General features: G+C 61.3%; 13 protein-coding genes and 2 pseudogenes. 6 read left to right on the top strand and 9 right to left on the bottom strand.

From position 1 onward, the window contains the following. Positions 1-59 precede the first annotated feature (59 nt). Positions 60-299: a DUF2171 domain-containing protein gene (locus AC1DDA_RS24645; protein WP_441514155.1), complete on the bottom strand. Its 240-nt coding sequence runs from the start codon at positions 297-299 to the stop codon at positions 60-62. A gap of 245 nt (positions 300-544) precedes the next feature. Between AC1DDA_RS24645 and AC1DDA_RS24640 the strand changes: the two are divergent. Continuing rightward, positions 545-832, top strand: a pseudogene (locus tag AC1DDA_RS24640) (flavodoxin family protein); the annotation flags it as partial. Between the two features lie 48 nt (positions 833-880). On the opposite strand, the gene AC1DDA_RS24635 reads toward AC1DDA_RS24640, so the two are convergent. The 6 genes from AC1DDA_RS24635 to AC1DDA_RS24610 form a co-directional block, all read right to left on the bottom strand. Continuing rightward, complete coding sequence (locus AC1DDA_RS24635; RefSeq protein WP_441514156.1) at positions 881-1,825, bottom strand: cation diffusion facilitator family transporter; 945 nt, start codon at positions 1,823-1,825, stop codon at positions 881-883. A 107-nt stretch (positions 1,826-1,932) separates the two neighbouring features. Further along, complete coding sequence (locus tag AC1DDA_RS24630) at positions 1,933-3,213, bottom strand: DUF763 domain-containing protein (RefSeq protein ID WP_441514157.1); 1,281 nt, start codon at positions 3,211-3,213, stop codon at positions 1,933-1,935. A 186-nt stretch (positions 3,214-3,399) separates the two neighbouring features. Beyond that, complete coding sequence (locus AC1DDA_RS24625) at positions 3,400-4,470, bottom strand: ROK family protein (protein WP_441514158.1); 1,071 nt, start codon at positions 4,468-4,470, stop codon at positions 3,400-3,402. Positions 4,471-4,632: 162 nt separating this feature from the next. Continuing rightward, complete coding sequence (locus AC1DDA_RS24620) at positions 4,633-4,884, bottom strand: DUF6894 family protein (protein ID WP_441514159.1); 252 nt, start codon at positions 4,882-4,884, stop codon at positions 4,633-4,635. Between the two features lie 140 nt (positions 4,885-5,024). After that, positions 5,025-5,561, bottom strand: a complete 537-nt coding sequence (locus AC1DDA_RS24615) for a hypothetical protein (protein WP_441514160.1) — start codon at positions 5,559-5,561, stop codon at positions 5,025-5,027. Between the two features lie 18 nt (positions 5,562-5,579). Next, positions 5,580-5,882: a PepSY domain-containing protein gene (locus AC1DDA_RS24610; protein ID WP_441514161.1), complete on the bottom strand. Its 303-nt coding sequence runs from the start codon at positions 5,880-5,882 to the stop codon at positions 5,580-5,582. Positions 5,883-6,026: 144 nt separating this feature from the next. Between AC1DDA_RS24610 and AC1DDA_RS24605 the strand changes: the two genes are divergently transcribed. Continuing rightward, positions 6,027-7,340, top strand: a complete 1,314-nt coding sequence (locus AC1DDA_RS24605) for an Nramp family divalent metal transporter (RefSeq protein WP_441514162.1) — start codon at positions 6,027-6,029, stop codon at positions 7,338-7,340. Between the two features lie 225 nt (positions 7,341-7,565). Here AC1DDA_RS24605 and AC1DDA_RS24600 read toward each other — a convergent pair whose 3' ends face one another. Continuing rightward, positions 7,566-7,808: a cysteine hydrolase family protein gene (locus AC1DDA_RS24600; protein ID WP_476797793.1), complete on the bottom strand. Its 243-nt coding sequence runs from the start codon at positions 7,806-7,808 to the stop codon at positions 7,566-7,568. Between the two features lie 554 nt (positions 7,809-8,362). Here AC1DDA_RS24600 and AC1DDA_RS24595 point away from each other — a divergent pair. The 3 genes and pseudogenes from AC1DDA_RS24595 to AC1DDA_RS24585 all read left to right on the top strand — a co-directional run bounded on the left by AC1DDA_RS24595 (position 8,363) and on the right by AC1DDA_RS24585 (position 11,604). Next, positions 8,363-8,846, top strand: a pseudogene (locus AC1DDA_RS24595) (YciE/YciF ferroxidase family protein). Between the two features lie 192 nt (positions 8,847-9,038). Then, positions 9,039-9,251 (top strand): hypothetical protein, encoded by a 213-nt coding sequence (locus AC1DDA_RS24590; protein WP_476797776.1) that lies wholly within the window; start codon positions 9,039-9,041, stop codon positions 9,249-9,251. A 256-nt stretch (positions 9,252-9,507) separates the two neighbouring features. Then, positions 9,508-11,604, top strand: coding sequence for a catalase (locus AC1DDA_RS24585; protein ID WP_441514164.1), 2,097 nt, complete (start codon positions 9,508-9,510; stop codon positions 11,602-11,604). Positions 11,605-11,641: 37 nt separating this feature from the next. Here the strand turns inward: AC1DDA_RS24585 and AC1DDA_RS24580 are convergent, their stop codons facing one another. After that, on the bottom strand, positions 11,642-12,034 hold the full coding sequence (locus AC1DDA_RS24580) for a hypothetical protein (protein WP_441514165.1): 393 nt from the start codon (positions 12,032-12,034) through the stop codon (positions 11,642-11,644). A 202-nt stretch (positions 12,035-12,236) separates the two neighbouring features. Between AC1DDA_RS24580 and AC1DDA_RS24575 the strand changes: the two genes are divergently transcribed. Next, positions 12,237-12,785: a DNA-3-methyladenine glycosylase gene (locus tag AC1DDA_RS24575; RefSeq protein ID WP_441514166.1), complete on the top strand. Its 549-nt coding sequence runs from the start codon at positions 12,237-12,239 to the stop codon at positions 12,783-12,785. The last annotated feature ends 154 nt before the right edge of the window (positions 12,786-12,939 follow it).

The following is a 12,939-nucleotide window of genomic DNA, read 5'->3' as shown; positions in this document are numbered from 1 at the left end:
CTGGGCTGGCCCAGCGACGATGGTCGCGCCGACTCCAGCAACAAAATGGCGTCGGTCCATTACTCGGTCGCCTCAGACCATCTCTCCTTGGCTTCCGCCGCCGGGACGATCAGCTTGATCGTATCGTGCTCGAGGGCAACGACGAGCGCCAGGTCGAGATAGTGGTGGGCTCCGCCCGACCCCGGATCATTCTTCTTCAGCTTGATGAGCTGGCCGCTAAGGGCGTCGACGGTTCCGACATGCTCTCCATCGGATCCAATCACCCCCTGGCCTTCCTTGATTTGCTCAACGAACAGCATCGCTTGGTCTCCTGGCTCGACCTCTCCGAACGGCAACGGAGCATTGGGCACCGAGGTTCCAACACACGTATCGGAACCGTCATCGTGGATGCGGAAGGATTCCGGTGTGTCGATTGCGGCGCTCCTATCGCTACTGAACCTTCGGTTGTGCGGCCCCGCGAGCGATGCCCAAGTGCCTCACCTGATCGATCGTGCTTTTCGGATCGCGGAGGGGGAACGTCGCGTGACCTGCGTGAAACATTCCAGATTCGGGATCCCGTGGTGCCTATGGCAAGGTCGCTGCCGTCGCCGTCGTGGGCAACGAGGATGGAGCCCATCACGTCTCCGCTGAAATCGCTCAGGCATTGTTTGATGTCGGGTTCACCATCGCGGCCGGCGGGCCGACATATTGGGTCGGCGAAGCCAGGGGCAGCATGAATTTCATCGATCTCGACGAGATTTCAGAAACGACCGCCATGACAAACCGGATGCTCGCTCGGAATGCGGCCCACCTCGCTGGACTGCTGAAGCGGCATTCCTATCCGGGGTATTGAGGCAACCCGCGCTGCCTATGGTAGCACCGCCGTCGGCGATCTAAATTTTTACTCGACCAGCTTGGCGCGCCGCTTTCGCCACGTGGTGGAAGTCTGCGGCTTCACAAATACCGAGACGATGTCGGAGCGGCGCTTCCTGAGCCTCGCTTCGATGCGCTCCACGCAATCCTCGATGTCAACGGTCGATCGATCGTCCTTGAATTCAAGGCTCAGCGCCACGACGATCTGATCTGGGCCCAGATGGACTGTCGTCATGCCGTTGACACGCTCGACATCTGGATCTCCGTCGACCGCCGCCCTGATCTCTTCCTGGACGTGGGGCAAAGCCGCTTCCCCGATCAGCAGCGCCTTACTCTCGCGCGCCAGAAGCATTGCCGTCATCGCCAGAATGACGCCGATCAAGATCGACGCCACGCCGTCGAGCTCGGGTCGCTCGAAATAGGCCGCTGCCGTGATGCCGATGAAGGCGATGAACAAGCCGAGCAAGGCTGCGGTATCTTCGAACAGCACCGTGAAGACGCTCGGATCCTTGCTTTGTCGGACCGCGGCGAAGTAGCTCAGCGAGCCCTTGGCGATCTTGAATTCCTTCAACGCAACCCGCCAGGAATAGCCTTCGAACAGGGCCGAGAAAACGAGCACGAGATAGTTCGCGGTCAGGTTCGTCGCCGGATGCGGGGCGATAACATGGGCCACTCCCTCGTAGAGCGATACGCCGGCCCCGACCGCGAAGACTAGGAGCGCAACAACGAAGCTCCAAAAATAGAGCTCGCGGCCGTGGCCGAAGGGATGCGTGAGATCGGGCGGCCGCGCGGCCCGGTTGAGGCCGTAGAGCAAGAGTGCGCCATTGCCGGTATCGACCAGGGAGTGAACGCCCTCCGACAGCATCGCCGAGCTGCCGGTCCAGGCTGCCGCGACGAATTTCGTCGTCGCGATCAGCAGATTTCCTGCCAGCGCTGCATAGATGACTTTCCGTGATCCCGAATGTGTCGCCATCTAGCTCCCCGCCTCAGCGCAACAAGCTGCAGCGGTGGCTGTTCCCTTGACCCGACGCGTGAAATGTATCCCACGAAGGCAAATGATAAGGGCGGGGAGCCCTTGGCCTAGAGCTGCCGACGCATTGCTCTGACGTTTTCGCCTTGTGCAGTCCCGGGCGTTTCCCAGCCAAAGACACTCCGGCCGCCGTATTCCGCAGATCGGCGGCGCTCCTCAGCGACATATTCGACGAGCGTCGGCCCGGTCGTACTACGCTCTAGCCGACGGCTCTCACCGTCCAGCCGCGCAATGGCGGCAAGGCGATCGTCCTGGCCGAGCTTCGCCCGATCGACGGCCGAGCGCAGGACAGCGATGGTCTGGTCGTAGACCTTTGTCGGCACAGCGAAGGGCTGCCGGTCCTTGCCGCCATGGGCGAGAGAGAAGCGCGCTGGATCACTGAAACGGCAGGGCGCGCCATGCAGTACTTCCGCGACCATCGCCAGGGACCGCACCGTGCGCGCGCCGATGCCGGGTACAAGCAGCAGCTCGGAAAAGTCTTCTGGCCCCCGATCTGCCGCGGCAGCCAATGCCCCATGGAGGCGTCGTGTCACGATGTCCTCGGGCCTGACATCGTGGTGGGCGGGCATCACGAGATGCGGGAGGAACAGCTGCGGGGCGTTTTGATCAGGGATGGCGCGCGCCGGCTGCAGCGCCGCCAATTCCCTGACGATCCTGTCCGGTCCCTGATCGCGCAGCATCGTGACCTGCGCTTCGCGGGCGCAGTCAGCGCGCGCATCGGTCAGGTTGACGATGTTGCCGGCGCTGCGCCCCTCTATTGCGGAATGCGGTGTTTCGACGAAGCTGCCAAGGCCCTCGGAATGCCAATGATACCTCCGCGCCAGACCGCCGTCGCCGTTCATGCCCTGCTGCACGACTGTCCAATGGCCGTCATCGGCCACGAAGAATCCGTGCAGATAAAGGTCGAAGCCGTCCTGCACCGCTGCGCTGTCGACCTTGGCGACGAGCCGGCTTGCCTGCGCCAAGGCTGTCCCGTCGAACCCTACCTTCGCGCCAATCTGTTCGAGCTCGGCGGGTGTCCGACGGGAATGATTCCCTCGCCCGCCGCAGACATGCAGCCCCAACTCACCAGCTGGCGGCTTAAGACCCCGTTTCAACGCCCCGATGACGCTGGTCGTAATGCCGGACGAGTGCCAATCCATGCCCATGATCGCGCCGAATGACTGGAACCAGAAGGGATGCGCCAGTCGCTGCAGTAGCTCATCGCGCCCGTATTGCTGGATGATGGCTTCACAGATCACACTACCCAGCCGGGCCATGCGCTCGCCGAGCCAGAGCGGCACACGCCCGTAATGTAGGGGAAGATCGGCACTGCCAGATCGCTTTGTCATAACTCACGGGAACGAAATAAGAACATTTCGATATGTACATCGACCCGTGATCGTTGACCATACCGAGCGAACGGCGTTGGAACTTAGAGCGGTTCACTTCGTTCAAGCGAGCACCCCGAGGGCGCGGAAAGCCGCTCGACCCTCGGAAATCCTCCTAGGATTCGCGGGTGCGACATCCCCGAGCCTTCAGCTCCGTTTTGAGGATTTGGCGCGGTTCTCGTAGCTGGCGTTCCCCAGCCCCGTTCCGATCGTGACTACGCCCCAGTTTTTGACGTCCTGCATGAATGGCATTTCGCTCAGGCCTTGAATGACCGCGTCGTTATGCATGGTGACCATCGTTTCGTGCTCGCCAATGGTCGGCACCGTTTCGCGAACGCTGTCGATTAGGTTGAAACGACTGCTTTCCCAGTTGCCTGGCAAGTTCTGCGCCCCGCGGTCGATGCTGCCGTCGGGCTGGATGATGCCGGGACACCCAATGCCGATAAAGGGTGCGACCTTGAGGGCTGCTTTCTCCGCGGCCTCGATTTGACTTCTAATCATCTCGCCAAGGCGCTCGACCGCCTCGTCGCGATTGGTCGTGTCGTCGGCGTGCCGCCACAACTCAAAGGTCGCAACCTTCGCTTTGCTGAGATCTATCGCCTTCGTCTGTCGAAGCTCGACGATCCCGGCCCGAATGTTCGATCCTCCGATGTCGACCGCCACCAGGCTGTCGAAGGCCTCGAACATCCATTTTGGAGCGATATGAGCATTGCCCAGTAGACCCGCCTCATCCGGGTCGTGACGGATCGGCACCAACTCAACCGGATGCTGCTCCGTGCGCAGGATGATCCCGGCCCGTCCTATGGCCAGCTCGCCGACGCGGCTCTGGCGAAAGCCTCCCCCTACGACGATGCGCTCAACTGCCGACCAAGCCTTGAAGCGACAGAAGCGACGGACGACCGATGCCAGGGCCTCCGCGTACTTCTCGATCGCACTGTGAACCAGCGCTGCCGCCTCGGCATCGTCGCCCGCCAGGATCGCGTCGAGATCCTTCTTCTTTAGCTCATCACTCGGCTTATCGATCGGGTCCTCGCCGGTCTCCCGGAATGCCGCTCGTAACTCCTCGAGATGCTCAAAGATCGCTCCGCGCCTTGCCTTGTCTCCGACGAAGCCGTCCTCGTCACGGGCTTCCAGATTGTAGCTTGTGACAATGACCGAGGGCAGCTGAGCGGCCCCGTTGCGACCGTCCGCCGGGGTCGACTTCGTACTTTTTGCCATGAGAGCCTCGTCGGTGAGACAAACTCAACCCGTCAGGAGGAGCGGGGTTCCAACGCAGATCGGCCGCCCCATAGTGAACACATTCGGGATCAGGGTCGGCCCCTTTCCCGCGGCATGAACCCGATCGGGCACATGTACGCTGGGTGCTCACGAGAAGCACCGTCACGTTCCTGATCGGGTACGGGCCGAATCTGTGACGTCTGCGGATTCGAATGAAATCCGACCGCGATAGACGGGGCGCTCACCCGCCTGGACCAACATCGTTATTTCGCAATTGTCGGTTTCGGTCAGCGCATCGTGGGCAGCTTCAGCGAACGCCGTCCGAGCTTCCTGCCGAGCAGCCTTGTCGTCCGGAAGATCCAAATCGACGAAGTGCGATCCACCGCTATTCGTGATGAAACGGTACATAGGCATGGGAAGAATCCTGAGGAAGTCACTCCTCCAATCGCAGCGGCCCGGCCCTGGTTCCCCAAAATGACAACCTGGACAAGAGAACCGAAGCGATGCAGGCCGGCGGATAGCCGACCTGCCTGACGTTCTACTGTGCACCGTTTTCAGATCACGGGACGCTGATAGGGATCTGCGGTCTCGTCGAAGCGGCTCCAGCCGCCAGCGCGATACTCGGCTAGGCGCTCATCACGATTGATCGGCGTGGCACCATCTAGAATCGCCTCAATCGCAGGCACCTGTTCCTCGGCGGCGCGAACAGACACGACCGATCCGCCGCGGCGGACGGTCTCGGCGTAATAGTTCGCTTCCTCTTCGCTGTGGCCGGCGCTCGTCAGTGCGCCGACGATGCCGCCGGCGGCGCCGCCGACGGCCGCGCCCGCAGCGGTAGACGCCAGCCARCCAGCCGCGACCACCGGCCCGATGCCGGGAATGGCGAGCAGCCCGATACCTGCAAGCAGGCCTGCGGCGCCACCCAGCACGGCACCGATGCCTGCGCCTTCGCCAGCATTGCTATCGTCGGCCTTTTGATGGCGGCCGATGAGGCTGATGTCTGAGGAGTTCACACCGGCGGCTTCGAGCTGGCCGACGACGGCGCGAGCGGCCTCGTAGCTGTCATAGGAACGGGTCAGGGTCTGGGTCATGATTCGTTTCTCCTATGATTAGTTGCGGGTGATATTGCCGCGATAGTCGACCGAGACACTGACCGTGGCGCCGCTATGGGTCGCGCTGCCCTTCCAGACGCCGTTGTCGTCCTTCTTGAGTTCGCTGATGTTGGTGTAGCCATTCGCCTCGAGGCGGCTCTTGGCCTGGCCTTCGGTGAAGCTGTTGGCTCCCGGCAGCGGCGCATTCTTGTCGGCATCCGCCTTCGGTGCCGGCATGGGCGAGGTGGTCGAGGTCTGGGCATACGCGCCGAACGGCGCCGTCGCCGCCAGGATGGTGAGTATGATCAGCTGCTTTCTCATTGGAGAAGCCCCCTAACTGGACGCGGCCTAGGCCGCAGGATGCCTCTCGAACCGCTGGGCCGTCGTTTCTGTTCCCGAGCGCATTGTGCGGCGGAACGAAGCCGGCAGCAGGCTGTTGTTCCCGCGCTCTCCGGGAACAACGCCATGACCAGTCTCTCCGAAATGCCGTCCCCGCCTCCCGCGAAGCGGTCGATTTCATGGAAAGGATGGCGAGGCGCTGCTGTCTTCAAGCAGCTCGGGCCCGGACTCATAACCGGTGCGGCCGACGATGACCCCTCGGGGATCGCGACCTATTCGCAAGCCGGAGCGCAGTTCGGCTACAACATGCTCTGGACGATGGCGTTGACCTATCCCCTGATGTCTGCCGTGCAGCTCGTTAGCGCCCAGATAGGTCGCGTCACCGGCTGCGGCCTGGCGCAGAACCTCAAGAAGGTCATGCCGAAATGGGCGGTGCTCGGCCTGGTCGGCCTGCTTTTCATCGCTAACACCATCAACATCGGCGCGAACTTGGCCGCCATGGGTGCGGCCGGCTCGCTCGCCATTGGCGGCCCGAGCGCGCTTTACACCGTCGTGCTGGCCAGCATTTCGCTCACATTGCAGCTCTTCATTTCCTACGAGACCTACGCCAATTACCTCAAATGGCTGACGCTGGTGCTGCTCGCCTACGTCGCCGTGATCTTTATCGTGAAGATCGACTGGCCCGCGGTCGGGGCAGGCTTCGTCATGCCCAAGCTGACGCTGTCCGGAGACACCGTGACGATGGTGGTCGCGATCTTCGGCACGACCATCAGCCCCTACCTCCTGTTCTGGCAAAGCAGCCAGGAGGTCGAGGAGATCGACCGCAAGGATGAGGACAAGCCCCTGAAGAAAGCACCTGAGCAAGCGGATCGTCAGTTTCAACGGATCCGTCTGGACACATTTGTCGGGATGGCGGTGTCGAACCTCGTCGCGATCGCCATCATCATCAGCACGGCGGCGACGCTGCATGCCAGCGGGAAGACCGAGATCGGAAGCGCGGCCGACGCGGCAGAAGCGCTTCGGCCGATCGCCGGTGATTTCGCCTTCGAGCTCTTCAGCCTCGGCATCATCGGCACGGGCTTGCTCTCATTGCCGGTACTCGCAGGCTCGGTCGCGTATGCATTCGGTGAAGCGCAGGGCTGGAAATGCGGCCTGGAAAACAAGCCTTGGGAAGCCGTCGGCTTCTACTCGGTCATAGCAGCAGCCACCCTCCTCGGCGTGGGTCTCGGCTTTACGCCGATCGATCCGATGAAGGCGTTGTTTTGGAGCGCCGTCGTGAACGGCTTCGTTGCGGTCCCCGTGATGGCAGCGATGATGTGGGTTGGTTCGCAGCGCGATAACATGGGCCGCTTCGTTACGAACGGTACGGTCCGCATTTTTGGTTGGGGAGCGACCATCGTTATGGCGGCGGCGGCCGCATCGATGGCTGTCTTCCACTGATCGGGGCCAGCCCGCGCAAGCAGAGGTCCGGCGCGGAAGGCTCAACCGTCCGGCGCGAACTCTACCGGGAACAGTGCCAAGACGACGACGGCAGCCACTACGTCAGTCTGGCGGAACTCCCGGGCATTTCGACAACGTCCTACACACTGGAAGTCGGCATGCTGGTTCGCCAAGTGGTCGGGGTATCGGGCGACGAGCACATTGATGCTCCACTTCCCCGCTGAATCATTTCACCGCCACTGTGCCACCACCCTCCGCCGTGGTACTGGCTTCGATCTGCTCGCTGAAGCGGTTGAGGTAGAGTTCCATCAAGGCGTCATGGGTGGAATCGGCAGAACTACAAAGCGCATCGGTCACGAGAACAACGCGAAGGCCTCGATCGATGGCACCCAGGACGGTTGCCAGGACGCAAACGTCGGTCTCGCCGCCGGATGATGATACGTGCTTCTCGGAGACGAACCGATCCAGGGCCGCTGTCCAGGGAGAATAAACCCTCTTGTCTAGGACGATGGCGGGCGAGACGAAGCGCTCAAGTACCGCGTGAAGGCGAACAGCATCGAGACCGAGATTGTCAAGGGTTACCTCCGCCCAACGTTCTTAATGCCGGCGCCACGAACCGATACCGTCTCCCGGCCGCGGAGCCGGTATGAAGCGAGTGAACGGCGTACGTTCGGGGTGCGAGCGGGTTATCAGCTCGATCGATGGCAGAACCCTTTCGAGCCAAGGAAAGGCCCATGGATATCCCGGGCCAAAGAGCCGCTGCATATCTACGCACAGGTGGATGCAGTTCTCGCCGAGGGGCCGTTGACCAGGCCGTGCGCGGCCATCGCTCGTCTCCTTCAGACAAAGCAATCGCGAGTTCGGTGCATCTCGGCAGCTAAGCCATCGCCATCATCCAGCTGGAAGGGAGCATGCGGTCCCGTTGCATTCCTCGACCGCGGATTGGGCCCCGGCCGCCGCTGAGCCTCCTCTCCCGGCTGGCCAGGCCGCTGAGGCGTATGAAAGTTCGCCGGCGCTGAAGCATGGCCCTGTGCGAGTGGAGAAACCAGCGCTTCCCGGTCCTGAACCTTTTTCTCGATACGCTCAAGGACATCTACTACGCAGAAAAGCAGATCCTGTAGGCACTGCCCAAGATGGCGCGCAGCGAATTCACCTGAGGTCAAGAAAGCGTTCGAAACCCATCGCGACGAAACCGAAACCCATATCGAGCGGCTCACCGAGGTTTTCGAGATTCTCGGCAAGGCCCCCAGTGGCAAGACCTGCGACGCCATGCTTGGCATCATCGAGGAGTTCGAGGGCAGCCCTGCGATCGATGCTGGCCTGGTCGCCGCCGCCCAGGCGGTCGAGCACTACGAGATTGCCCGCTACGGCACGCTGAAGACCTGGGCCGGGGAACTGGGGCTGCTCAACCAGGCGCCGAAGAACCAAGATGGACCAGCTCCTGTCCAAAATCGGCATCGGCTCGGCGAACAAGAAAGCCGCCTGATCTCGGTGTCAGTCCATTAACGCCTCCCGGATAGCCCGATCCAACAGATCCCGCGCGATCGGGCCGTTCCGGGAGGCGTTCGGAGAGCAATATGCGGCAACGTTTGTGATCCGAAGATTGGGCGCCGAGTGGTTGCTGAGCGAAGGCGTCACCGAGGCACAGCACTTTCATCGCTCGACGGAAAATCTTAAGATCCGAGCGAACCCCCTAAATTGTGTAAGTGCCTTGATGTCGACATCGGAATGATGCTCGCGACGAACAGGCTGCCGATCAAGACATTGAACATCGAGGTGGCCGAAAGCATGCCGATCAGCGTCGCTTATGGGCCGCTGCCCCCTAGATCGACGGCGCTTTCCTCCCTCTGCGCGGCTGTCCACATTACGGTTGCCGTCACCCGGGCCGACGTTGCCGGCACGAAGGGTTGATCCTGGGCTTTGTTGCGGACCGGGAAATCGATGAGTTTGGGCTCGCCAAGATCACCCGGACTCCTTTCGCCGTATGCCCCATTCTCGATGACGTAGGACCGAGGCCGGGATGCTGGCGCTGTTCGAACCCGAAAGGCCCGGCCGCGCGAAATTCGCCTGCTTTTGAATTGGAAACGTTCGGAACGGTGGCACGGCCGTCGAGTTGAACGACGGACAAGTCTGGCAAACCGCCGACGTGTTCGGTCAGGAGACGGTTATGGCGAATTCAAAGGGACGGCACACCGCAGGCGCTAACATTCGACACGGTGAGGGCGGAGAGCTCCACCAAACCACAAGCGCTCCGGATACGCGTATCACTACCAACCATGGCGTGCCGATCAGCGACAATCAGAATTCTCTGAGAGGCGGTCCACGCGGCCCGACCCTGCTGGAGGACTTCGTCCTACGCGAAAAAATCCAGCACTTCGATCACGAGCGCATTCCCGAGCGTATCGTCCATGCTCGCGGATCGGCGGCGCACGGCTTCTTCGAGCTCACGGATTCCCTGGCCGAGTTCACACGGGCGAAGGTGCTCACGGAGGTTGGAGAGAAGACGGAGGTCTTCGCCCGCTTTTCGACGGTTGCGGGCGGCGCGGGGTCCGTCGATACGCCACGGGATGTCCGGGGGTTCGCAGTCAAGTTCTACACGAAGGAAGGCAACTGGGATCTCGTTGGCAACAACATCCCAGTCTTCTTCATCCAGGATGCCATCAAGTTTCCGGACCTCATCCACGCAGTGAAAATGGAGGCCGACCGCGGCTATCCGCAAGCTGCGAGCGCGCACGACACCTTCTGGGATTTCGTCGGCCTCATGCCAGAATCCACCCACATGATCATGTGGGTGATGTCGGATCGAGCCATCCCGCGTTCGCTCAGGATGATCGAGGGTTTCGGCGTCAATACGTTCCGTTTACTCAATGACCGCGACGAGCCGACCTTCGTCAAATTCCACTGGCGGCCCAAGCTCGGCACGCAGTCGACCTGCTGGGACGAGGCGGTGAAGATCGCGGGTGCGGATCCGGACTATCACCGCCGCGATCTGCACGAGGCCATCACCAACGGCGATTTCCCGGAGTGGGAATTCGGTGTGCAATTGCTCAGCCAGGACGAAGCGGATGCCCTGCCGTTCGACATTCTCGATGCCACGAAAGTTATCCCCGAGGAGATGATTCCGATCCGGGTAATCGGCCGGATGGTACTGAATCGGAACCCGGACAACTTCTTCGCTGAAACCGAACAGGCAGCCTTCCTTCCGACGAACATGCCTCCGGGAATCGACGTCTCGGACGACCCACTGCTCCAGGGCAGGTTGTTTTCCTACCAGGACACCCAGCTCTCGCGACTCGGCACGGTGAACTTCCACCAGATTCCGATCAACCGGCCGAAAGGCTGCCCCTTCCAGAACCTCCAGCGCGACGGTCAGATGCAGACCCAGGTGTTTAGCGGACGGGCGAATTACGAGCCGAACAGCCTCGCTGAGGCGGGTGAGGCCGGCGGTCCGCGCGAAGACCCCGCGGGCGGCTTCAGAAGCGCGAGAGTTCCTCTCGCGGGCGATAAGGTTCGCCTGCGCTCAGAGAGCTTCGCTGATCACTACAGCCACGCGCGACTCTTCTATCGGTCGCAAACCGAAATCGAGCAAGCCCATCTCGCCAGCGCACTGGTGTTCGAGCTTTCCAAGGTGACGCTCGACCACGTTCGCAACCGCATTCTGGCGAACCTGGGGAATGTGGACGAGGAACTGGCCCAGCGAGTCGCCGTGGGACTGAACGTCGAGCTGCCACAGCCCTCGAAGCCTGCCATCATGCCACAGGATATGGAGCCGTCGCCCGCCCTCCGTATTGTCGGAAAATACCCCGAGACCCTCAAGGGACGCGTCGTGGGCATTCTGGTCTCTGAAGGCGCTGACGAGGCGATGGTCGGAGTAATCAGGAGCGCTGTGGAGGCTGATGGAGGGACGATCAAGATCGTCGCGCCCAAGATCGGTGGCGTGACGGTGAAGGGTGGCGGGAAGTTAAAGGCGGATTGCCAACTCGCTGGTTCCCCTTCTGTGATCTTCGATGCGGTTGCTCTCGTGCTATCGGAGGAAGGTTGTGAAGTCCTCTTGAATGAAAGCGCGGCCGTCGATTTTGTCACCAACGCATTCGTTCACCTCAAGGCAATCGGCTTTACATCTGCGGCGAAACCTCTCCTCGACAAGGCGGGCGTTACGGCGGATGCGGGAGTCGTCGATCTGGCTGCGCGGGACGGCGACTTCGTCGCCGTCGCCCGCACGCGGCAGTGGGACCGTGAACCGAAAGTTCGCATGCTTGCGTGACACGAAACGGCGCAACGGTACGGGGGGCCAGGGGCGCTTAAATCACCCCCTCGATAAGCCAGAGATTTTGTGCCTCATTGGCTTCAATGTACCAATTTTCAGGAGCGAGCTTGAGAACTTGCTCCATCGTCACGGACGATCCCGCGACGAGATTCTGGAGCCCCTCGTTCTGAATCGGGATCGAATGCTTGATCTCGTTCAGTTTGGCATTGAGGTTAGCGATGCAAGCGGTCAACGGCCCGTCGATGATTACATTGGGCTGCAACTTTCGCTCGTGGATCATAAGCCGCGTGCCGCGGGTCAGATAGCGGTTTGAGCGAGCGAAGAAGTTCATGAAGGTCGCGCCGGCCGAATAGATCGCGGCCTTGCCGAGGAAGACGAAGCGCCGGTTCGGCTCCTGTTCGCTATGAAAACGGGAGTCCTCTCCCATCCTTGCTGTGTGCTCGGAAATTGACGAGCGCCTGATCGTCGACGAGTGGAAAAGAGGCTATGCGCATTCGCGGTGCGTCAATCCGGACTGGCCACCATATGGCTGAAGAAGTGCAATCTGAGCTGGCTGCAGTGCTGCACGAGTTTTTCGAAGCTGAACAGTGACGCTTCGCTTTACCACAATTCGAGAAAAGCTGAGAAGCTTGACCGAGCTGAAGGCTTTGAACGCGCTGGAGCTTGCTCCGCGCCTGATTGGCGTCGCGCTCCTTGTTGATCGGATAGGAGGGATAATCGTCGAAACAGAGGCCTATCTCGCCGACGATCCTGCATCGCACAGCTTCCGCGGTCCGACACTGCGGAATGCGGCGATGTTCGGGCCTTCCTGGCACGCGTATGTCTATCGATCCTATGGGCTTCACTGGTGTTTGAATATCGTCGCTGAAGGCGCGGGCGCGGTCTTGATCAGGGCCATCGAGCCAACAGTCGGGCTGGTTGAAATGCGGGCGCGTCGCGGTGCCACGGTCAACCTATGTAATGGACCGGGACGGTTGGCCCAGGCGCTCGGGATAACAAGCGCTCATGATGGGCTAAGTTTGGAGCGCCACCCGTTCTCGATCGTTGACCGATCATATGCTCCCGAGATCGTCTGCAGCACACGCGTTGGAATTTCGAAAGCTGCCGAGCGGCCCTGGCGATATGGCCTAGCAGGTTCACGTTTCCTGAGTCGGGCATTTCCCAAGGCGGTAAAATAAGCGCCGCCGCGGAGCAGTTTCGCAGTGTGAGATGGGACATGCGGATTGCGGCCTACTACGCGTTCTTCATCCCACCGTATGTGACGAATTCGGAGGAATTCGCACCTGTCTGGGTAGCCGGTAGGGCGACCGGCTACCCACTCTAAAGTGTCCC

The organism is Allobosea sp. 10N428 (genome assembly GCF_056394545.1).
This window is presented reverse-complemented; position numbering and strand designations above follow the sequence as displayed.